The sequence below is a fragment of the Burkholderia sp. Ac-20345 genome (assembly GCF_017104825.1).
Taxonomy (GTDB): domain Bacteria; phylum Pseudomonadota; class Gammaproteobacteria; order Burkholderiales; family Burkholderiaceae; genus Burkholderia; species Burkholderia lata_B.
Genome location: NZ_JAAGPO010000001.1, coordinates 1 through 21,006, shown reverse-complemented (window position 1 = coordinate 21,006; position 21,006 = coordinate 1). Strand labels below are relative to the sequence as shown.

Sequence of the window (21,006 nt, the reverse complement as noted above, 5' to 3'; positions counted from 1 at the left end):
CTTTGCGCTCAGCCCTTCGCGGGGGCGAGATCCTTCACGTCGACGGGGTTTTCGCCCATCTGCAGGTGAAGCCGTTCGCCGGTGTACGGCGTGTGGCGCTTCACGACGTCCATGTCGAGCTCGATGCCTAGGCCCGGCTCGTTCGACGGGATGATGTAGCCGTCTTCCCAGCGGATCGGCGTCTTCACGACTTCCGCGTGGAAGCCGCCCCACGTCATGATGCTTTCCTGGATCAGGAAGTTCGGCGTGCAGGTCGCGAGCTGGATGCTCGCGGCCGCGCCCACCGGCCCGTTGTACAGGTGCGGCGCGATCTGCGCGTAGTGCACTTCGGCGAGCGTCGCGATCTTCTTCGCTTCGAGCAGGCCACCCACGCGCGCGACGTTCAGTTGCAGGATCGACGCGCCACCGGCTTGCAGCAGCTTGTGGAATTCGTACTTGGTCGTCAGGCGCTCGCCGGTCGCGATCGGAATCGACGTGTGCTTTGCGACTTGCGCGATCGCTTCTTCCTGGCCGGGCGGCACGGGTTCCTCGAACCACAGCGGGTCGTATTTCTCGAGCCGCTTTGCGAGCCGGATTGCCGACGACGGCACCATCTGCCCGTGCGTGCCGAACAGCAGGTCGGCCTTGCTGCCGACGGCTTCGCGCACTTTTCGGCAGAACGTCTCGCAGCGGTCGAGCACTTCGAGCGACAGCTGGTGGCCCGAGTAGGCCGTGTACGGGCCGGCCGGATCGAACTTGACGGCCGTGAAGCCGAGCTTCACGTTCTCGGCTGCGCATTCGGCCGCGAGGTCGGGATCGTCGTAGTCGTATTCGCCCTTCGCGTTCTTTGGGTACAGGTAGGTGTACGAGCGCAGCCGCTCGTGGATCTTCCCGCCGAGCAGTTCATACACGGGCTTGCCGGCGGCCTTGCCGATGATGTCCCAGCACGCCATCTCGAGGCCGCTGACGACGCCCATCATCGTGAGATCGGGCCGCTGCGTGAAGCCGCTCGAATACGCCTGGCGGAACAGCCGTTCGACGTGATGCGGGTCGCGGTTCAGCAGGTGGCGTTCGAACACGTCGTCGATGATCGGGGCCATCGCCTTCGGGCCGAACGTCGCCGAGTAGATCTCGCCGACGCCTTCGATGCCGTCGTCGGTCTTCAGCTTCACGAAGATCCAGTACATCCCGCCGACATGCGGCGGCGGCACGGCGACGATATGGGTTTCGAGCGAAACGATCTTCATGCGGACTCCTGGATGCGGTTGAGGCGGTGTTTGAGGTACGCGGCGGCGCCCGCGCCGCAGAGCGCGATGGCCGCGATATAGCCGAAATAGAGCTGGTAGCCGTGCGCGCCCGGGTAGGTCTGAGTCACGTAGCCGTTGATCAGCGGCACGAACACGTCGGGCGAGTAGCCGAGCACCGAGATCAGGCCGATCGCGAGGCCCGCGCAATGCGTCGGCACCTTGCAGTCGTCGAGCAGCGACCAGTACAGGCCGCGGATCGCGTAGGTGAGGATGCCGATGAACAGCACGAGCACGACGAGCATTGCCTGCGGGCTGTGCGGGGGCGCGGCGATCAGCCCGACGAGCGACAGCGCGGCGAACACCAGCGCCCAGAACAGCACGGACACCTTCGACACGCGGTCGCCGAGGAAGCCGCCGCCGATGCCGCCGATGGGGCGCATCCACAGCTTGAGCGTCGTGATGAAGCCGGCCGCCGTCGCGCTGAGCCCGAAATTGCCTTCGTGCAGGTACGCCGAGAAGCTGTAGGTCGCCCAGAACACCTGGTAGCCGCAGAACACGATCGCCGCGACGAGCCACAGCTCGGGGATCGCCGCGAGCGTCTTCAGGTCGGTCAGCACGTTGCCCTTGGTGCGCTTCGTGCCCGCCGCACGGTCCGCAGTGCGCGACGGATCTTTTACCAGCGCGAGCAGTACGCCGAGCGCGATACAGAAGAATGCGTACAGGTGGACGACGAGCTTGAAGCCGGCCGCATCGGTGCCGCCGCGCGCCTGGGTCACGTACGCGAACAACGTGATCGCGATCGTCGCGAGCAGCGCTTCGACGAGCCCGCGGCCGCCGTCGAGCAGCCCGAAGAAGCGGCCCTGTTCATCGGGGCCCGCGATCATGTTCACGCGCTTGATCACGGCGGCCCAGAACGTGAGGCCGGTGGTCAGCCCCCAGCCGCCGAAGATCAGCACGAGCGTGTTGAACGACGGCCCGGTCGCGTACACGAGCCCGAGCGCGCCGGTGGCGAGCAGCGAGAAGCAGATCAGCCAGCGCGGCGACAGGCGGTCGGCGAGCCAGCCGCTCGGCAGGTAGCTGATGAGGAAGATCGTGCCGAGCGACGAATACAGGTAGCCGAGCTGCACGTCGTCGATATGGAAGAACTGCAGCATCGTCGGCTGGTACACCTGCCGCAGATACAGCATCGGGTAGATCGCGCCCGCGGCAATCACGAGCAGCAGCAGTTGCAGGTAACGTTGTGCACGCGAATGCTGCGACGCATGTGCGTCGTCGTGCAACGCGAGCGACGCGGCGGGCGTCGACGGTTGGGTCGGCATGATGTCTTCCTCCATGAGGCGCCCTTGAAGCGGACGCCTGCAGGTTTTTTATGTTCTGGCTGGATCAGGGGCGGCGCGCGCGGTGTGGTGTCGTGGTGCGCGCGCCGGAAACGGTGCGTCGGCGTTGCGGCGTCAGTACTTCATGACGACGAGGCGCGTCTGCGTGAATTCGAGCATCCCGTGCTTGCCGTCGTCGCCGCCGAGCCCCGAGCGCTTCCAGCCGGCGTGAAAGCCCTGGTACGGATCGGCCGGCGTGCGGTTCACGTACAGCTCGCCGGCTTCGATCGCGTTCGCGACGGTCATCGCGGTGCGGTAGTGCTCGGTGTAGAGCACCGACGACAGGCCGAACTGATGGTCGTTCGCCTGCGCGATCGCTTCGTCGATCGTCGTGTAGCGCAGCACGGGCATGATCGGGCCGAAGGTTTCCTCCTGCACGATCTCCATGTCCTGCCGCACGCCGGTGAGCAGCGTGGCCGGGTAGAAGAAGCCGGGGCCGTCGGGGATCGCGCCGCCGGTTTCGAGCGTCGCACCGGCCGCGATCGCGCGTTCGACCATCCCGTGGATGTGCGCGCGCGCCGATGCGCTGACGAGCGGGCCCATCCGCGTCGCGTCTTCGGCACGGTCGCCGATGCGCACGGCCGCCATCTTCTCCTTCAGCAGCGCGACGAAGCGGTCGTGCACGCTGTCGTGCACGTACACGCGCTCGATGGCCGTGCAGAGCTGGCCGCAGTGCGTCGTCTTCGACGCGACGAGTGCGGCGGCCGCGCGTTCGAGGTCGGCGTCGGGCTCGACGATCGCGGGCGTCTTGCCGCCGAGTTCGAGCGACGGCTTCGCGATGTTCGCCTTGCAGTAGTCGAGCACCTTGCGGCCCGCGTTCACGCTGCCGGTCAGCGTGATCATCCCGACCGCCGGATGCGTGCACAGCGCTTCGGCCGTCGCGTGGTCCATCGTCAGGATGTTGACGACGCCCGGCGGGAAGCCGGCATCGTCGGCAGCCTTCGCGATCTCGAACGCGGACACCGGCGTGTGGTTGCTCGGCCGCACGACCACGGTGTTGCCGGCGATCAGCGCGGGCGCGACCTTGCGCAGCAGCGTGTAGACGGGGTAGTTGAACGGGATCAGGCACGCGACGACGCCGATCGGCTCGCGCTGCAGGAACAGGTTCTCGTCGGGGGTGTCGCTCGGGATGATCTCGCCCTCGATCCGGCGCGCCCACTCGGCGTGGTAGCGCGTGATCTGGCCCGCGTAGACGGCTTCGTTCGATGCGTCCTCGACGCTCTTGCCAGATTCCTGCGCGAGCACCGCGCCGATCTCGGGTGCGCGCGCGGTCAGCGCGTCGGCGAAGCGGTGCAGGTACGCGGCGCGCTCGGCGCTCGGCAGCTTGCGCCACGCCTTCTGCGCGGCGGCAGCGGCGTCGACGGCGGCGAGCGCGTCGGCTGGCGTCGCAGCCGGCACGCGTGCGAACGGCGCTTCGGTGGCGGGATTGTGGACGACGATGAACGTGTCGCTTTCCGGGGCGACGAAACGGCCGTTCACGTAGTTGCGTTCGGTGCGCATGAAGTGACTCCTCCGATGAATGCAGGCGGGTCGCTTCGGGTGGCGACACGCGCGGCACGGGACAGAGGCCATTCTGTTCATGCGTTTAGCGCACGACAAACGACTTATTTTCGCGCCGAGCATGAGAAAAACGCACGTTACTCGACGAATCGGCTGGAGTCGCCCGTCCGGTAAGGCGGCGGTGGCGCGGGCCGGCGGCAGGGCGGGGGAAGGCCTGTCGTATTTTCCGACGGGGCCGAATGCGGACGGGCGGGGAAGCCGGTAAGGTGTCGCCCGCGGCCGGTGATCGAAGCCGGCCGGGGACGGATCGCGCGCTAGGCCAGCGGCACTTGCGGCAGCGGCGACGACGGTTCGAGATGGCGCTTCGCGAGCCACACTTCCTGCTGCAGCCAGTCGCGGAACTGCACGATGTGCGGCAGGTTCGTCTGCTCGGGCCGCGTGACGAACCAGTACGACTGGTGGCCGTCGACGTGGACGTTGAGCACCTGCATCAGTTGCCCGGTCGCGAGTTCGCGCGCGACCATGTGACGGTCGGCGATCGTGATCCCGAGGCCGTCGATCGCCGCGCGGATCGCATGGTCGAGCAGGTCGAATTCGTAGCCGCCGCGCGTGTCGACGTCGGCGATGCCGGCGGCCTTCAGCCAGTGCTGCCAGGTCAGGTAGCGCTGGTCGTCGGTGGCGAGCACGTGCAGCAGCGTGAAGCGGTTCAGGTCGATCGGCGCGCCGTCCTGTCGCAGCCGCGCATACAGCGCGGGCGCGCAGACGGCGATATGCTGCTCCTGCATCAGCAGTGCGTTGTCGAAACCGTCCCATTCGCCGTCGCCGAACCGGATCGCGCAGTCGAGCACGCGCGATTCGCCGAGGCTGTCGTGAATGCGGGTCGTGAGGCTCAGCTCGAATTCGGGATGCGCGTCGCGCAGCCGGCCGAGGCGCGGCATCAGCCAGCGCGCGGCGAAGGTGGGCGGCACGTTCGCGCGCAGGCGGTTCAGGTGGGTTTTTTCCTGCAGGCTGCGCACGGTCAGCTCGATCTTGTCGAACGATTGCTGCAGCGCGCGCAGCAGCACGCGGCCGGCCGCCGTCAGTTCGAGCTGGTGATGGCGGCGCTCGAGCAGGGTTTCGCCGAGCTGGCCCTCGAGCTGGCGAACCTGGCGGCTCACCGCGCTCTGCGTCACGTTGAGCAGTTCGGCCGCGCGCGTGAAGCTGCCGGTGCGGCCGGCCATCTCGAAGGCTTTCAGCGCATTCAGCGCCGGCATCTTGCGTCTCACGGGGCGGTGTCGTGTTTGGTGCGGGATGCTTATTGTAGGCGGGTGGCGCGGGCGCGGGGACGATGAATGGATGCGACGGAGGGCGCGCCGGGTTGCGACAAGGCTGCCCGCAGGAAGGCCGGCGATGCCGGCCGGCAACAACACGAACGATACGAACGAAAGGGACACACATCATGCGACGCCTGCCATCGTTGATCGCGCTGCGATTTTTCGAGGAGACCGCGCGTCACCTGAGCTTCAACCGCGCGGCGGTCTCGCTGTGCGTGACGCAGGGGGCGGTGAGCCGGCAGATCCGGCTGCTCGAGGAAGCGCTCGGCGCGCGGCTGTTCGAGCGCGATCACAGGGGCGTGCGCCTGACCGATGCCGGCCAGCGGTTGCTGCCGTTCGTCGGGCAGGCGTTCGACACGATCGAGCGCGGCGTCGGTGAAATCGCCGCCACGCGGCCGGGTGCGAAGCGGCGGCTGACGGTGTCGCTGCCGCCGACGTTCGCGACGCAGTGGTTTTCGCCGCGGCTCGGCACGCTCGCGGAGACGCTGCCCGACGTCGAGTTGTCGATCCGCACGGAGCCGGCCGACGATTGCCATTGCCACATCCGCTTCGGGCGCGCGGCGCGCGCCGGGATGCAGTCGGAGCTGCTGATGATGGAGCGGCATGCGCTCGTCGGCGCGCCGCGCTATCGCGGCGATGCGCTTGATGTGCTGCTCGGCCGGCTGCCGTCGCTGCATGTGCTGCACGAAGGCAAGCGCCTGGCGCTGTGGGCCGACTGGTGCGAGCAGGCGGGCGTGCCGCTGGCGCGGATCGGCGACGGCATCGAGTTTTCCACGCTCGAACAGGCGATCCGCGCGGCGCGCAAGGGCGCGGGGCTCGCGGTGGTCGACCTGAACATGATCGAGGAGGAGATCGGCGAAGGCAGCCTCGTGCGGCTGTCGCCGGTGCAGCCGATCGGGCCGTTCGGGTATTGGCTCGATGTCGAGCCGGAGAGCGTCGCGGTCGAGCCGGTGGTCGCGTTTGCCGCGTGGTTGCGGGAGCAGGCGGGGAGGAGGGGGTAGGGGGCTTGGGACGCGGCTGATTCCTCCGTGGAAACAATCGGATCAGTACGCGCCTGTCGTGCAGTTCTCGGGGTGTTGGCGTCTGTCAACGATCGTTACCAGGAACCGCGAAAGTCACGATCGTTGACGGCCCGGGCCATGCGGCTTCTTCTCGTCGTTGCCGGCTACCGGTCGGGGTCGTGCCCGAAGTGCATGAGTGTTTCCCGGCGCCCCCAGAATTCTATGTCGGCGATCGTTTCGACCGGCATCTGGCACTTCGAGAGATCGATACGCCCGACGTTGAAGACGGCGCGTCGCGGCGGGGATACCGGCATGTCGTCCGGCCGCGTGTCGTGCCCGACGGCGGACTTGCACATGACGCGTGCCAGGCTGTGATGGAGTTCGTTTGCGACGAGTGCATCGAGGAGTTGCCTGGCTTCGGAGCTGAGGGCGAGACGATGCCGGCTCGCTGGCCGGCCGCGCTTCGCCGTGGGGCGCGTGACCCGGAATCCGGCAATCGGCGTGTGCTTTGCGTTCATTCGTAAATCCCCTTTTCGATCAAGTATCTTTGCAGTGCCTGTACGGACGTGCCGTGCGGTGTGACGTCGAATGTCATCCAGCGATGTGATCCCGCTACGCGCCAGAAATCTCTCCCGAATCGCGTTGCATAAAGCGCACGCAGCGACCGGAGCGATCCGTCGGCAAGACCGACCGGGTGCCCCTGGAAATACTGGAACAGCGCCGCTTCATCACCGCGCTTGTCGGGAATGGGCGCGTCGAAACCGAATCGTGGCCATGCGTAGTACCCGAATAGCCGGCGCCCGCCCGGTTTGGGCGCTGCCTTCCGGCCCCCCGCTGCGAATGCAATGATTCGGGTGATGCCCAACGTATCAGACGCCCTGACGATCCGCCACAGCATCGCCGCACCGAATCCCGCGATTGCGTGATCGACGAGATCGATTGTCTTGAGTTCGAGTAGGGATGTGTCCGATTCTCGACGTACCGACACGCGGTTTTCGGATCGGATCCAGGTGGGGTTCGTGACCGAGAAGGTCAACCGGCCTCTGCTGTCGAGATAGGTTTGAATGTCCGATCCGGCAGGCGCTCCGCACAACGAAACGAGCAGTTCGTCGGGGACGTCGCCGTTCACACCAAGAAACGTGGAGATATCCAGATCGTTTCGATTGACCTCGAGCCGATCGTCGAAGTACGTCGTCTCGTACGGCAACACGTGACTGAGATCGACAGGTTGAGCGGGCATGGCGGTGGACGAGAAACGGAACGCACCCAGCATATCGCCGCGCCTCCTGTCGGCCGAGTCCACCAAACGGCCAGGCCTATGGCGGGTTGGCTGCCCTGCGTAGCCGAACCCGCCCCCGCCACCTCAATGCCCCGACGCCTCCTCCAGCGTCAGATGCTTCGTCTCCGGCGCCCACGCGATCGACACGATCATCCCCACCAGCAGCACACCCGCCAACGCGAACATCGTCGCGTGAAAGCCGAGCGTCGCGATACCGACCGGCAGCAGGAACGTGCCGATCGCCGAACCGAGCCGGCTGCACGCGATCGCGAGACCCACGCCGCTCGCACGCACCTCGGTCGGAAAGCACTCCGGCGGGAACACGCCGACGAGATTGCTGAACGCCGACATCGTCAGCGTGAAGATCGCGAACGCGACGATCATCGCGATGGCCGCCGACGACGGCAGCACGGCCAGCGCGACGAGCGACGCGCACGTCACCGCGAACGAGCCGATCAGGAAGCCGCGCCGCGACAGCCGGATCGTCAGCCAGATGCCGATCAGCGCGCCGAGCACGAGGAAGCCGTTCAGCAGCAGGTCGGCGCCGAAACCTTCGGCGAGGCCGATCGTCTTCAGGATCGTCGGCAGGAACGTGTAGATCGCGAAATACGGAATCACGAGGCACATGAAGAATGCGCAGTTGAAAATCGTGCGGCGGATCAGGTCACGCTGGAACAGCCGCGCGAAGCCGCCGTACGCATGCGGCTCGGTCGAACCGTCGAGCATCACGTGCGGCCCGAAATGCTTCGCGACGATCGCACGCGCTTCCTGCACGCGGCCCTTGCCGAGCAGCCAGCGCGGCGATTCGGGCGTGCCGATCCGCAGCACCAGCACGATCAGCGCAGGCAACGCAGCCGACGCGAGCAGCCAGCGCCAGGCGTCCGGCGTGACGTCGCTGTACGCGAGGCCGAGCACGTTCGCGGCGACATAGCCGATTGTCCAGATCACGCTGAACGAGCCGAGCAGCGCACCGCGATGCTTGCGCGGCGAGAATTCGGCGAGGATCGCGTGGCCGACCGTGAAGTCGCCGCCCATCCCGAAGCCGATCAGCACGCGCAGCATGCACAGTTCGAGCGGCGACGTGACGAAGAACTGCGCGAACGCGGCCGCCGTGATGATCACGAAGCTCGTCAGGAAGATCTTCTGCCGGCCCATGCGGTCGGACAGCCAGCCGAACACGAGGCTGCCGAAGAAGATGCCGATCAGCGCCGAGCTGCCGATCATCCCCATCCAGAACGCATCGATCGGCATCTGCTTGCCGAGCGCGGCGAGTGCATAGCCGATCGTGCCGAGCGTGTAGCCCTCGGTGAAATGCGCGCCGAACGTCAGGCCGGCGATCTTCACGTGGAAGCGGTTGAGCGGCACGTCGTCGAGCGCGACGGGGCGGTTCGGCGCATCGGCGCCACGCGACAGCGGCAATGCGCGCGCGGTGCCGGATTGAACGTTGGCTTGAGTCAAGCTGCCTCCTGGATTGTTATCGGGCGCACGGCGGCGCACGCAGGCGGAACGCCGCCGCGAGTGCCGTGCGAGGCGCCGCGCGGCCGGACGGCGCGCGGCGCGGATCGACCGCGGGGAGCGGCCGGTGGTCAGCGGCCGAGGCCGGCCATCAGCGTGTACTTGAGTTCCACGTATTCGTCGAGGCCGTACTTCGAGCCTTCGCGGCCGAGCCCCGATTGCTTGACGCCGCCGAACGGCGCGACTTCGGTCGAGATGATCCCGTCGTTGACGCCGACCATCCCGCTCTCCAGCGCACCCGACACGCGCCATGCACGGCCGAGGTCGCGCGTGTAGAAGTACGCGGACAGCCCGAATGGCGTGTCGTTGGCCGCGGCCACGGCCTCTTCCTCGGTCGTGAAGCGGAAGCAGCCGGCGACGGGGCCGAAGGTTTCCTCTTCGGCGATCAGCATGTCGGCCGTCATGCCGGTCAGCACGGTCGGCTCGTAGAACGTGCCGCCGAGCGCATGACGCTTGCCGCCGGTGAGCGCGTGCGCGCCCTTCGCGGTGGCGTCGGCCACATGCCGTTCGACCTTGCCGAGGGCCGCTTCGTTGATCAGCGGCCCCTGGTCGACTTCACCCGCGAGCGCGTTGCCGACGCGCAGCTTGCGCACCGCGTCCGCGAGCTTGCGCGTGAACGCGTCGTACACGCCGTCCTGCACGAGGAAGCGGTTCACGCACACGCAGGTCTGTCCGGTGTTGCGGAACTTCGACGCGATCGCGCCCTCGACCGCCGCATCGAGGTCGGCATCGTCGAACACGATGAACGGCGCGTTGCCGCCGAGTTCGAGCGACAGCTTCTTCAGCGTGTCGGCCGACTGCTTCGCGAGCAGCTTGCCGACCCGCGTCGAGCCCGTGAACGACAGCTTGCGCACGACGGACGAACTCGTCAGCGTTTCGCCGATCGCGACCGCGTCGCCCGACACGACGTTGAACACGCCGGCCGGCACGCCCGCGCGCTCGGCGAGCACCGCGAGCGCGAACGCCGACAGCGGCGTTTCCTCGGACGGCTTCAGCACCATCGTGCAGCCGGCCGCAAGCGCGGGGCCGGCCTTGCGCGTGATCATCGCCAGCGGGAAATTCCACGGCGTGATCGCCGCGACGACGCCGACCGGCTCGCGCGTGACGACGATCTGCGAATTCGGCTTCGGGCTCGGGATCACGTCGCCGTACATGCGCTTCGCTTCTTCCGCGAACCATTCGAGAAAGCTCGCCGCGTACGCGACTTCGCCGCGCGCTTCCGCGAGCGGCTTGCCTTGCTCGCGCGTCAGCAGTTCGGCGAGCGCATCCCGGTTTTCGAGCATCAGCTCGCCCCAGCGTTTCACGCGGGCGCCGCGTTCCTTTGCGGTCAGTGCGCGCCACGCGGGAAACGCGTGCGCGGCGGCGTCGATCGCGCGTTGCGTGTCGTCGGCGCCGCCTTTCGCGACCTTCGCGATCGTGTCGCCGGTCGCGGGGTTCAGCACCGGGTAGGTTGCATCGCTCGCGCCATGCGATTCATGCCATTCGCCGCCGATGAAATGGCCGGTCCTCAGAAATTCGTTCATTGTGTGTCGTTCCTTCAATGCCTCGGAGCCTCTCAGTACATCTATCCGTTAGCCCTTCAGTCCGTCGCGAAACTGCCCTGCGCCGGACGCGACGCGCGCGCGATGCGCTTGCCGGCCGTGTAGTCGTTGATCAGGTCGCACGGCGTGTAGTTGCGTTCCAGCTCGTGCAGCTCTTCTTCGGTGAGCTGCGTTTCGAGCGCGCCGAGCGCGCTGTCGAACTGCGCGACGGAATCCGCGCCGACCAGCATGCTCGCGATGCCGGGGCGGCTCAGCACCCACGCCTGCGCGATCTGCGCGGGCGGCACGCCGCGGCGCTTCGCGACCTTCGCGACCGATTCCGCGATCGCGAGCGACGATGCATCGCCGTACATCTGCGCGGTGAAGAAGTCGGTCTGGTTGCGCGTCGATTGCGGTTCGCAGGTGAGCAGGCCGCGCGCGAGCGGGCTGAACACCGATACGCCGACGCCCTGGTCGATGCAGTACGGCACCATCTCGCGCTCTTCCTCGCGATACGCGAGGTTCAGCTGCAGCTGCATGTTGATCGGCTTGTCCCAGCCGTTTCGTTCGCAGGCCTGCATGATCTTCGCGAACTGCCACGTGTACATCGTCGATACGCCGATATAGCGCGCCTTGCCCGCGCGCACGATGTCGTGCATCGCGCTCATCGTTTCCTCGACGGGCGTGTTCACGTCGAAGAAGTGCAGCATGAAGATGTCGACGTAATCCATCCCGAGCCGCTTCAGCGACCCGTCGATGCCGTCGAGCACGTGCTTGCGCGAATGGCCGCCCGCGTTCGGATAGCTGCCCATGTCGTAGCCGACCTTGGTCGTCACGACGAGCTCCTCGCGGCGCGCGTTGCGCTTCAGGATGCGGCCGACCACTTCCTCGCCGACGCCCGTCGAATAGAAATCCGCGAGATCGATGAAGTTGACGCCGGCGTCGAGCGCGCGGCGCACGATCGGCTCGCTCTGCGCTTCGTCGAAGATCCAGGGCTTCCATTCGGGGGTGCCCATGTTCATCGTGCCGAGACACAGGCGGGACACCTTCAGGCCGGACTGGCCGAGGCGGACGTATTCCATGTTTCCTCCAGGTGCGGCTTTGTGTCGGCCGCTTGTCGTCGTCAGTTTTTCTTCGGGGTGTAGAACGGGTTCGACACGTCGCGCGCGGCGGCGAACACCGCGTCGCGATGCGGCAGCCCTTCCATCGCGGCGACGATCGCGCTGCAGCACGCGCGATAGTTGTTCTCGAACACGGCGTCGAGATCGTCGGTCTGCGGGTTCACCCAGTTCGCCGACACGACGACCCAGTCGTTCTCCGCTTCGGGCGGCAGCGTGCCGTTCTCGAGCGCTTCGGCCACGGCCTTCGCGATGCCGGCCTGCGATGCGCCCCACGTGGCATTGCCATGGAAATCGTTGGCGATCTGCGCCTTGTTCACATACAGCGTGAGCGGCTTGGTCGGCACGCCCGGCTGCGCGATCACGACGAACGGTGCGTGGCCGGCCGACGGCGTCGCGAGTGCGGTGGCGAACGCCTGGCCCGCCGGGCCGTTGCGCGGACCGACCAGCACGTTGATGTGCGCGAGGTTGACGCCGGGGCCTTCGAAGCCTTCGCCGATGTAAAGCTGCCTGGGTTGGGATGCGGTCATTGCGGTGTCTCGTCGTTGAAGTTGGGTGTGAGGCGATTGTGGTGGGCCGCGGCACGGCCGGTGAATCGATGTTTTCTGATCGGGCTATGAGTTTTCGTCGTCTCCGGGAAAGCCCTGGGGCCGGCTCGCGGACGCCCGCCGGGCGGGCCTCGGCCGATGCCGTGACGGCGGACGGGGCGGGATCGGCGGGCGGACATTCGCGTACCGGCTCCGGGTTTGTCATACCCGGGCAGGGGTTGGAGGGCCGGGCGCATCTGGACAACAATCGGCGTACTCCGAGCCCTATCTTTCGTCTTCCCTTCTTTTTTCGAAAGCGAGTAATTTCGATGGCTGCCATTCAAAAGCCCGATTGGTCGAAGCTCAGTTCGCTCGATCCGGAGCTGATCCGGGCATTCGTCGCCGTGGTCGAGAGCGGCGGCTTCACCGCGGCGGCCCGGCAACTGCATCGCACGCAATCGACGATCAGCCTGCGCATCCGCACGCTCGAGGAGCGGCTCGACACGCACCTGTTCATGCGCAACAGCCGGCGGCTCGAACTGTCGCGCGACGGCGAGAACTTCCTGATCCATGCGCGCCGGATCATCCAGGTGCAGAACGACGCGATCCTCGCGCTGAAGCAGGCGAGCAGCGACCGCGGTGTCGTGCGCTTCGGGCTGCCCGAGGACTACGCGGAGCTGTGGCTGCCCGACCTGCTGAAGTCGTTCTATGCGAGGCGGCCGGGCGCGCGCCTGCACGTGCATTGCCGGATGTCGCTCGAACTGCTCGAACGGCTGCAGGCCGGCGAGCTCGACGTGGCGCTCGTCGTACGGCATGGGCCCGGCGCGGGCGGGCGGGTGCTCGGCCGGCACGACGTCGTGTGGGCCGCGCACCGCGACTTCGCGCTCGACAGCCATGCGTCGGTGCCGCTCGCGCTGTTCCCGGAAACGTGCTGCTACCGGCAGCGCGGGCTGCAGGCGCTCGCGACGGCCGACCGGTCGTTTCATGTCGTCTACACGAGCCAGAGCCCGACCGGCATCAAGATCGCGGTGAACCACGGCGCGGCCGTGACGATGATCGATCGCTGCACGCTGCCCGAGAACTGGCGCGTGCTCGACGAGGCGGACGGCTTTCCGTCGCTGCCGGCGGCCGATCTCGAACTGCATCGCTCGCCGGGCATCTGCGATCCGCTGACCGACGATCTGGTGTCGCTGATCGAATCGATGGTCGACGAGCGGCGGCGCGCGTCGCTCGAGGCGTTCGCCGCGTAACGGGGCGAACGCAGGCGCGAACGCAGCGCAGGCGAGGTTGACGCGAGTCGTGGCGCGCGACCGCCGCGCACGCATGACGACTGCGAGGCCGGCCGCCGGCCGGTGACGTGTTGTATCCCCATGCCGTTTTTTGCATCGGCGGCGCGTTTTTTTGCACGACGTTTATGCGGTCTCTTCTAAGCTGGGGATGTGTCGAACAGCCGAGACGGCTTCCGTCCGCTCCATGACCTTCATTCATCCCGTTCCCGCCTTCGATGTCGCCGGCCGCCGGTTGCGCGCCGGCGCACGCAACAACGTCATTCCGTTCCCGCCGCCGCGCCCGCGCCTGCAGTTGCCCGTCACCTTGACGGCCGATTCCGGCGAACTCGCGCACGCGCGGCTCGCGGCGCTGCTGCATTCCCCGCTCGGCGTGTACGTCGTCAGCGCGCGTGCCGTGCGCGACGTGGTTCACGTCCACTTCGACATCGCACCGGAAGACCTGGATTTCACGCTGCACATGCTGATCGCGCAGCAGGCCGATGCGGTGATCGGGCCGGTTGCGCGCCGTTTGCGTCTCGGGCCGAAGGCGCGGTGAAGCGGCGGCGGGCGTTGCCCGTTCGCTTGTGCGTCGTGTGATCCGCCGCCCGATCGCCGGTCGCCGTGCTGTCCGCCCTCGGATAACGGACAGGCGAGCGACACCGCGTGCGCGGCGCCGATCCTGAATACGGAGTGTCCATGTACCTCGCGGAAGAAGTGCCGGTCGCTCGGCCGGCAAACCGTCGCGTACGGACGGCGTCGCTGCCGTCGGGCCAGCAGCTCGCGCGTCAGCTCGTGACGACGGTGCGCGTGGCCGAAGTGCTGCTGCATCAGGCGATCGTCGTGCCCGACAGGCATCAGTGGTCGGTCGACACCGAGCGGGTCGACGCGGACGGCGGGCCGCTCGCGGCGTGGGAAACCTGCGTGACCTGGCGGATCGGCAAGGTGTTCGCCGCGACGGTGAGCCCGGCCGCGCGCGTCAACGATCGCGACCAGGTCGCGGTCGAGATCCGGCTCTGTCTGCCCGAACAGGACTATGTGGCCGGGCGGCGCGTGAGTACCTTCGGCCTGCGCCACGGCAACCGGTTCGGCGCGACGCTGTCGGTCGCGTCGGGCGCGCAGTGGGGCTGGCAACGCACCGAGCACCTCGCGCCGGAACACGCGCAGGTGCGCGGCGATACGCTCGAAGCGCTCGTCGATGCGGTGGCCGCGAACGTCAACGCGGCGCTGGGCGCGGCCGGGTTCGGCGCGATGCGCTGATCACGCGTCGCCGGTTTGCCCGGTCTGCCGCTGCAGGTCTTCCATCAGCTGTTCCGCGAGAAAGTCGCACGGCGGCCGTTTCGATTTCGTGCTGCGCGCGAGGATCAGCTCGAGCGGCGGCAGGTCGGGCAGCCCGTGCGTGCGGCCGAGCATCGACAGTTGCGCGGGAATCGCGCAGCGCGCGAGCGGCGCGACCGCGAGGCCGGCCTCGACCATGCTGAGCAGCCCCAGCAGGCTCGGGCTTTCATAGGAGGTGCGGTACGGCACCTTCGCGCGCTCCAGGCTGCGGATCGCGTTCTCGCGCGCGACGCTGCCCGGCATGAACACCGCGATCGGCAGCGGCCGCTCTTCCCACACGCGCGGCCCGTTCGTCATCGCGGCCCACGCCATCGGCTCGTGGCGGATGAAGTCGCCGGACAGCCCCTTGATGCGCGTGCCGCACACGAGATCGACGGTGCCGTCCTTGATCAGCGGCGCGAGCGCGCTGCTCGGCAGCCCCATCACCTGGATCTCGACCTTCGGGTAGGTCGCCGAGAATTTCTTCAGGACCGACGGCAGCAGCGACGACGCATAGTCGTCCGGCACGCCGATCACGACCTTGCCGGTCACTTCCGGCCGCACCACGGCCGCCCAGGCCTCGTCGCGCAGCGCCAGCATTCGTCTGGCGAATCCCAGCAGCACCTCGCCTTCGCGCGTCAGCACGATGCTGCGCGGCTTGCGCACGAACAGCGGCCGGCCGATCGCGTCTTCCAGGCTCTTGATCTGCATGCTGACGGCCGACTGCGAGCGGTTCACGGCCTCGGCGGCGCGGGTCATGTTGCCGGTTTCCGCGACGGCGACGACGGTGGCCAGCACGTCGTGATCGAGCATCTTCATGGGTATCAGGAAAACTGAACGTAACGATCAGCATTATGCGTTTTTATTGTTACTGTGTGTCTGCCATAGTGCGATCACGCTGACGTTTCGCCCGAGGGTGGCGCGGCGTTCGGGCCGGTCGATCCGGCGTGCAGGACTGAACAGGAAAGCGTGGTGTATCGATGATGGACCATCCGTTGCGCGCCGCACTGGCCGCGGAATTGCATGCCCGGCCGTTCCTGCGGCTCGCCGAAGCCGTGTCGCTCACGCATTACGCGATCTATGCGGACGGCCAGCCCGACATCCACGAAACGCTGCTGCACGCGCTGTGCCGCGATACCGGCATCCCCGCGCCGCACGAAGGCGCGACACACTATGCGGTGCAGTCGCCGAGCGGCTGGCACCTGAAGTGGGAGCGCCACACCGAATTCTCGACCTTCACGTTCGTCGCGCCGCGTCGCGACACCGGCTATTTCGACGATCTCGCGATCGAAGGCATTCCGGCCGCGTGGTTCGCGCGGCTGGCCGGCATCCGCTTCGTCGCGGTGCGCATGGAGCTGCTGACCGGCGACGCCGCGCGGCTCGTCTGCGGCGACCTGCGCCGCTGGATCGACGGCCCCGCGCTCGTCGGCAGCAACGTGCTCGGCGGCGGCAAGGTGTTCTGCGACTGGCACGTACGCGACGACGGCTTCATGCGCTTTCTCGTCGTCGACGAGGATTTCCGCGAGGAGCAGGGCGGCCGGCTGCTGCAGCGCCTGTATGAAATCGAAACCTACCGGATGATGGCGCTGCTGGCGCTGCCCGTCGCGCGCCGGATGAGCCGCGAGCTCGACGAGATCCACGCGGCGCTGCACGCGTTGATGCAGCGGATGGACGCGAGCGGCGCGGACGGCGACGACACCGCGCTGCTCGTCAAGCTCACGCATCTCGCGGTGCGGGTCGAATCGCTGTCGGGATCGGGCGCGCGCTTCAGTGCGTCGCGGGCGTACGAAAAGCTCGTGCTGGCGCGCATCCACGAGCTGCGCGAGGAGCGCATCGAAGGAATGCCGACGATCGCCGAATTCATGGAGCGGCGCTTTGCGCCCGCGATGGAAACCTGCCGCAGCGTATGGGCACGCCACGAGCAGATCGCCGCACGGATCGCGCGGGCGGTCGACCTGCTGCGCACGCGCGTGAACCTCGCGCAGGAAAAGGACGTGACGCGCCTGCTGGCGGGCATGGAGCGCACCGCGCGCAATCAGCTTCATCTGCAGCACGCGGTCGAAGGGCTGTCGGTGGCGGCCATTTCGTACTACGTGCTGTCGCTCGCGACGGCGGCGTTCAAGGCGCTGCACGTGATGAACCTTCCGGTCGATCCCGAACTGGCGGAAGGCCTGCTGATCGCGCCGGTCGTGTTCGCGGTGATTCACATCACGCGGCGCACGCGTGCGCAGCTGGCACGATCGGAGGCCGCGCATGACGGCACGCCGGTGCATGCGGCGGCATTGAAGCAAGTCGGTTAGAACATCTAAAACATGATCAGGTAAAGGAGTGGAGATGACCTTTTTGCAGAAGCAATCGGGGTTTTACAGCGGTTTCGATGCCGCGTTCGACGAACCGGCACCGGATGACGCGGGTGTGCCCGACGAAGCGCGCGTGACGTCGTATCAGGCCGTGCTGCAGGAGCCGATGACGTCGCTCGTCGGGAATACGATCGACCGGCCGGACGTCGCGGCGGTGGCGATTCTCGGGTACAACTGACGCGAGTTCCTGCCCCGGTCCGGGGCACCGCTGGCGTTCATTGCCCGGCCGTCCTCGAACGTGCCGGGCGTGGTTCGCCTTCCTTTTTCCCTTTCCCCGCCTGCTGCGCGAGCGCCAGTTCGACGAACGCGCGCGCAGCTGCGCTCCGGTACGCCCCCTTGCGCTGCAGCAGCACGGCCGTGCGCCGCAGGACGGCCGGATCGAGCGCGACGGCGACGAGATCGTCGTGCCCGGTCGCGATCGTCGCGGGCAGCAGCGTCGCGAGGTTCGTGCGGCGCACGATCTCGATCACCGCCCCCAGCGAATTCGCTTCCATCAGCACGCGCGGCTGCACGTCGTGCTCGCGGAAATATCGGTCGATCTGCACGCGTGTCGCGAACTCGGCCGTGAGCAGCACGAGCGGCGCGTCGTGCAGTGCGCGCAGGCCGGCCTTGCGCTTCCCGGCGAACGCATGCTCGCGGTTCACGACGAGCGCGAGCGTTTCGACCAGCAGCGTTTGCGCTTCGATATCCGCCGTCTGCACTTCCTCGAAAGCGATACCGACATCGAGCTCGTCGTCGACGAGCAGCGCCTCGATGCGTTCCTGCGACATCTCCCGCACCGACAGCGATACATCCGGATAGCGGCCGTGAAACGCCTCGACGAGCGGCCCGACGAGATAGCTCGTGAAGGTCGGCGTGACCGCGATTCGCAGCGAGCCGCGGCTCAGATCCTGCACGTCGTGAATCGCGCGCCGGCCTTCCGCGAGATCGTGCAGCGCCTGCCGCGCATAGCGGAAATACACGTCGCCGGCGTCGGTCAGTCGCGTCACGCGCCCGGTGCGGTCGAACAGTTGCGCGCCGAGCGTCTCCTCGAGCTGGCGAATCTGCTGGGACAGCGCGGGCTGCGACACGTGCAGCGCGGCGGCCGCGCGCGTGAAGCTGCGGTGCTCGGCGACGGCCAGGAAGTAGTGGATATGGCGTAGCAGCATGGCGGTTCCTATAAGTCCTGCTTATCCACTAGATCATAAATCAGTCTTTTACGTTATTGGAAGTCCGGCGTAACCTGCCCTTCATCGATTTCACCCACACCGGAGAACACACGATGAAGGACATCATCGAAGGCTTCCTGAAGTTCCAGCGCGACGCCTATCCGGAACGCGCCGCGCTGTTCCGCGATCTCGCGCGCAGCCAGAACCCGCGTGCGCTGTTCATTTCGTGCTCGGACAGCCGGCTCGTGCCCGAACTCGTCACGCAGCGCGAACCGGGCGACCTGTTCGTGATCCGCAACGCCGGCAACATCGTGCCGTCGTACGGCCCCGAGCCGGGCGGCGTGTCGGCGTCGGTCGAATACGCAGTGGCCGCGCTGCGCGTGACCGACGTCGTGATCTGCGGCCATTCCGATTGCGGCGCGATGACCGCGATCGCCACCTGCCAGTGCATGGACCACATGCCGGCCGTCGGCCACTGGTTGCGCTACGCCGATTCGGCGCGCGTCGTGAACGAGGCGCGCACGCATCGCAGCGAACGCGAGCGGATCGACTCGATGGTGCGCGAGAACGTCGTCGCACAACTCGCGAACCTGAAGACGCACCCTGCCGTGCGGCTTGCGCTCGAAGAAGGGCGGCTCGCACTGCACGGCTGGATCTACGACATCGAATCGGGCTGCATCGACGCCTACGACGGCGCGAGCGGCCGGTTCGTCTCCCTGGCGGACCATCCCGAGGTCCGCGCCACACCCGCGACGCTTCCCGTCGCGGCCTGAATCGCCCCTACCCAACCACGAGGAATTGCCATGATCCAGTCCCAGCACACCCAGACCGCCCGCCACGCGCTTGCCGAAACCGTCGTGCTTGCGAAGGCGCGCAAGAACCTGTCGTTCGCGCAGCTCACCGAAGGTACGGGCCTGAGCGAAGCGTTCGTGACGGCCGCGCTGCTCGGCCAGCATGCGCTGCCGGCGGAAGCGGCACGCTGCGTCGCCGACAAGCTCGGCCTCGACGACGACGCGGTGCTGCTGCTGCAGTCGATCCCGCTGCGCGGCAGCATCGACGATCGCGTGCCGACCGATCCGACCATTTACCGCTTCTACGAAATGCTGCAGGTGTACGGCACGACGCTGAAGGCGCTCGTTCACGAGAAGTTCGGCGACGGCATCATCAGCGCGATCAATTTCCGGCTCGACGTGAAGAAGGTCGACGATCCCGAAGGCGGTTCGCGCGCGGTGATCACGCTCGACGGCAAGTACCTGCCGACCAAGCCGTTCTGACGCCGGCGCGGCGCCGCGGCAGCGGTGCCGCATAGTCTTCCGCTCGACGTGCACCGGCCGCCGGCCGGCGCACGTTCCCGCCATTCCGTTTCGACGAGGACGCAGCCATGGATTTTGTGAAACGCACGATCGATCTTGCGATGAAGAACGTGGAGGAGGGCGGCCGCCCGTTCGCGACGGTAATCGTCCGCGACGGCGAGATCGTCGCGGAGAGCCCGAACCTCGTCGCGCAGACCAGCGACCCGACCGCGCATGCCGAGATCCTCGCGGTGCGCGACGCATGCCGCAAGCTCGGCACCGAGCACCTGACCGATTGCGAGATCTATATCCTCGCGAGCCCGTGCCCGATGTGTCTCGGCTCGCTGTACTACTGCAGCCCGAAGCGTGTGATCTACATCACGACGCGCGAGGACTACGCGCCGTTCTACCGCGACGACCGCAAGTATTTCGAACTCGACACGTTCTACGCCGAATATGCGAAGCCGATCGGCGAACGCCGGCTGCCGATGGTGCAGCAGAAGCACGGCGACGCGATCAACGTCTACCGGCGCTGGAAGGAACTGAACGCGAAGTGACGTGACCCGCGCGGCGCTCCGGCCGCGCGAGGCAGCCTCCCGGCTGCTCGTTTTCCCCACCCTCCGTTTTACCCGGCGGCACCCGTGCCGCCGGGCGCCCGCGCTGCTGCACGGGGCCGGCTCGTGCCCCCGTTTTCCCGCCTCCTCAAACATCGATCCCGTTCAATGTCCGAAACGGAAATCCGCGATCCAAAAGGTTTTTGACGGGTTTAAAAATTCGCACTGGAGACGACAGAAACGTGCGGAAAGCCCGATGAAAACCGATGAAATCTTCATGACAGCCAACGCGGCGGCTCCGGTCGATCGAGACTGACTGCCGCCGATCGCCGTGCGCTTGCCCACACCTGTTTCGCTGCGCCATTCGTTCCGGAAGAGGAATCGCTCGATCCCTCTCCGCCAGCACCGCGCGACCGTCGGACCGGTCGCGCCTGACGCCTGAGATTCGCTTACCTGCCTAAAACGGACCATCATGAAACGGGATTCATTCAGTACACCTGATGCGATGCATCGCCCGGCGACGAGCATGCTCAAGCCGAACGACACGTTCGTCCGCATCGAAAACGTGGTGAAGAAATTCGGCGACAGCACCGCCGTCGACAACGTGAACCTGACGATCGCGAAGAACGAGCTGTTCGCCTTGCTCGGCAGCTCGGGCTGCGGCAAGTCGACGTTGCTGCGCATGCTCGCCGGGC

The 21,006-nt window shown here is 67.1% G+C and carries 23 protein-coding genes; 10 read left to right on the top strand and 13 right to left on the bottom strand.

What is annotated here, in order from left to right:
- Positions 1-8: 8 nt before the first annotated feature.
- The 4 genes from G3O06_RS00115 to G3O06_RS00100 all read right to left on the bottom strand — a co-directional run bounded on the left by G3O06_RS00115 (position 9) and on the right by G3O06_RS00100 (position 5,355).
- Complete coding sequence (locus tag G3O06_RS00115) at positions 9-1,226, bottom strand: mandelate racemase/muconate lactonizing enzyme family protein (protein WP_205814462.1); 1,218 nt, start codon at positions 1,224-1,226, stop codon at positions 9-11.
- The gene (locus tag G3O06_RS00110) at positions 1,223-2,545 is read right to left on the bottom strand and encodes an MFS transporter (protein WP_205814461.1); all 1,323 of its coding nucleotides are present in this window, start codon (positions 2,543-2,545) and stop codon (positions 1,223-1,225) included. The genes G3O06_RS00115 and G3O06_RS00110 overlap by 4 nt, the downstream gene beginning before the upstream one ends.
- Positions 2,546-2,677: 132 nt before the next feature.
- Positions 2,678-4,102 carry an aldehyde dehydrogenase gene (gene aldA, locus G3O06_RS00105; protein ID WP_205814460.1) on the bottom strand — a complete coding sequence of 475 codons (1,425 nt, stop codon included), beginning with the start codon at positions 4,100-4,102 and terminating at the stop codon, positions 2,678-2,680.
- 314 nt (positions 4,103-4,416) lie between these two features.
- Positions 4,417-5,355 carry a LysR substrate-binding domain-containing protein gene (locus G3O06_RS00100; protein ID WP_011356424.1) on the bottom strand — a complete coding sequence of 313 codons (939 nt, stop codon included), beginning with the start codon at positions 5,353-5,355 and terminating at the stop codon, positions 4,417-4,419.
- A gap of 185 nt (positions 5,356-5,540) precedes the next feature.
- On the opposite strand from G3O06_RS00100, the gene G3O06_RS00095 reads away from it, so the two are divergent.
- Positions 5,541-6,416, top strand: coding sequence for a LysR family transcriptional regulator (locus tag G3O06_RS00095; protein WP_205814459.1), 876 nt, complete (start codon positions 5,541-5,543; stop codon positions 6,414-6,416).
- Between the two features lie 164 nt (positions 6,417-6,580).
- Here the strand turns inward: G3O06_RS00095 and G3O06_RS00090 are convergent, their stop codons facing one another.
- From G3O06_RS00090 to fae, 6 genes are all read right to left on the bottom strand, one after another.
- On the bottom strand, positions 6,581-6,934 hold the full coding sequence (locus G3O06_RS00090) for a hypothetical protein (RefSeq protein WP_205814458.1): 354 nt from the start codon (positions 6,932-6,934) through the stop codon (positions 6,581-6,583).
- Positions 6,931-7,689, bottom strand: coding sequence for a hypothetical protein (locus G3O06_RS00085; protein ID WP_205814457.1), 759 nt, complete (start codon positions 7,687-7,689; stop codon positions 6,931-6,933). Before G3O06_RS00085 ends, G3O06_RS00090 begins: the two co-directional genes overlap by 4 nt.
- Positions 7,690-7,779: 90 nt before the next feature.
- On the bottom strand, positions 7,780-9,114 hold the full coding sequence (locus G3O06_RS00080; protein WP_241019427.1) for an MFS transporter: 1,335 nt from the start codon (positions 9,112-9,114) through the stop codon (positions 7,780-7,782).
- A gap of 167 nt (positions 9,115-9,281) precedes the next feature.
- Entirely contained in the window at positions 9,282-10,733 is a 1,452-nt protein-coding gene (locus G3O06_RS00075) for an NAD-dependent succinate-semialdehyde dehydrogenase (RefSeq protein WP_174968042.1), read from the bottom strand.
- Between the two features lie 56 nt (positions 10,734-10,789).
- Positions 10,790-11,812 (bottom strand): aldo/keto reductase, encoded by a 1,023-nt coding sequence (locus G3O06_RS00070; RefSeq protein WP_174950465.1) that lies wholly within the window; start codon positions 11,810-11,812, stop codon positions 10,790-10,792.
- Positions 11,813-11,853: 41 nt separating this feature from the next.
- On the bottom strand, positions 11,854-12,378 hold the full coding sequence (gene fae, locus G3O06_RS00065) for a formaldehyde-activating enzyme (RefSeq protein WP_205814455.1): 525 nt from the start codon (positions 12,376-12,378) through the stop codon (positions 11,854-11,856).
- A 326-nt stretch (positions 12,379-12,704) separates the two neighbouring features.
- Here fae and G3O06_RS00060 point away from each other — a divergent pair, with 326 nt between their 5' ends.
- The 3 genes from G3O06_RS00060 to G3O06_RS00050 all read left to right on the top strand — a co-directional run bounded on the left by G3O06_RS00060 (position 12,705) and on the right by G3O06_RS00050 (position 14,900).
- On the top strand, positions 12,705-13,625 hold the full coding sequence (locus G3O06_RS00060) for a LysR family transcriptional regulator (RefSeq protein WP_174968043.1): 921 nt from the start codon (positions 12,705-12,707) through the stop codon (positions 13,623-13,625).
- 223 nt (positions 13,626-13,848) lie between these two features.
- Entirely contained in the window at positions 13,849-14,199 is a 351-nt protein-coding gene (locus G3O06_RS00055) for a hypothetical protein (RefSeq protein ID WP_175002479.1), read from the top strand.
- A gap of 140 nt (positions 14,200-14,339) precedes the next feature.
- Positions 14,340-14,900 carry a hypothetical protein gene (locus G3O06_RS00050; protein WP_174979504.1) on the top strand — a complete coding sequence of 187 codons (561 nt, stop codon included), beginning with the start codon at positions 14,340-14,342 and terminating at the stop codon, positions 14,898-14,900.
- On the opposite strand, the gene G3O06_RS00045 is transcribed toward G3O06_RS00050, so the two are convergent.
- Positions 14,901-15,776: a LysR family transcriptional regulator gene (locus G3O06_RS00045; protein WP_174968046.1), complete on the bottom strand. Its 876-nt coding sequence runs from the start codon at positions 15,774-15,776 to the stop codon at positions 14,901-14,903.
- Positions 15,777-15,937: 161 nt separating this feature from the next.
- Between G3O06_RS00045 and G3O06_RS00040 the strand changes: the two genes are divergently transcribed.
- Together G3O06_RS00040 and G3O06_RS00035 are read left to right on the top strand one after the other, a co-directional pair.
- The gene (locus G3O06_RS00040) at positions 15,938-17,257 is read left to right on the top strand and encodes a DUF3422 domain-containing protein (protein ID WP_174968047.1); all 1,320 of its coding nucleotides are present in this window, start codon (positions 15,938-15,940) and stop codon (positions 17,255-17,257) included.
- Positions 17,258-17,291: 34 nt separating this feature from the next.
- Positions 17,292-17,495, top strand: a complete 204-nt coding sequence (locus G3O06_RS00035; protein ID WP_205814454.1) for a hypothetical protein — start codon at positions 17,292-17,294, stop codon at positions 17,493-17,495.
- 37 nt (positions 17,496-17,532) lie between these two features.
- Here G3O06_RS00035 and cynR read toward each other — a convergent pair whose 3' ends face one another.
- A complete protein-coding gene (gene cynR / locus G3O06_RS00030; RefSeq protein ID WP_174979503.1) occupies positions 17,533-18,465 on the bottom strand; it encodes a transcriptional regulator CynR in 933 nt (310 codons plus the stop codon).
- A gap of 113 nt (positions 18,466-18,578) precedes the next feature.
- Between cynR and G3O06_RS00025 the strand changes: the two genes are divergently transcribed.
- From G3O06_RS00025 to G3O06_RS00015, 3 genes are all read left to right on the top strand, one after another.
- Positions 18,579-19,238, top strand: coding sequence for a carbonic anhydrase (locus G3O06_RS00025; RefSeq protein WP_174968049.1), 660 nt, complete (start codon positions 18,579-18,581; stop codon positions 19,236-19,238).
- Between the two features lie 30 nt (positions 19,239-19,268).
- Positions 19,269-19,739 carry a cyanase gene (cynS, locus tag G3O06_RS00020; RefSeq protein WP_174968050.1) on the top strand — a complete coding sequence of 157 codons (471 nt, stop codon included), beginning with the start codon at positions 19,269-19,271 and terminating at the stop codon, positions 19,737-19,739.
- A 107-nt stretch (positions 19,740-19,846) separates the two neighbouring features.
- Positions 19,847-20,314, top strand: coding sequence for a nucleoside deaminase (locus G3O06_RS00015; protein ID WP_175002482.1), 468 nt, complete (start codon positions 19,847-19,849; stop codon positions 20,312-20,314).
- Between the two features lie 162 nt (positions 20,315-20,476).
- Here the strand turns inward: G3O06_RS00015 and G3O06_RS00010 are convergent, their stop codons facing one another.
- Entirely contained in the window at positions 20,477-20,845 is a 369-nt protein-coding gene (locus tag G3O06_RS00010) for a hypothetical protein (RefSeq protein ID WP_205814593.1), read from the bottom strand.
- On the opposite strand from G3O06_RS00010, the gene G3O06_RS00005 reads away from it, so the two are divergent.
- Positions 20,817-21,006, top strand: a 190-nt coding sequence (locus G3O06_RS00005) for an ATP-binding cassette domain-containing protein (protein ID WP_241019426.1), incomplete at its 3' end; no start/stop codon positions are given. The two genes, G3O06_RS00010 and G3O06_RS00005, sit on opposite strands and share 29 nt — an antisense overlap.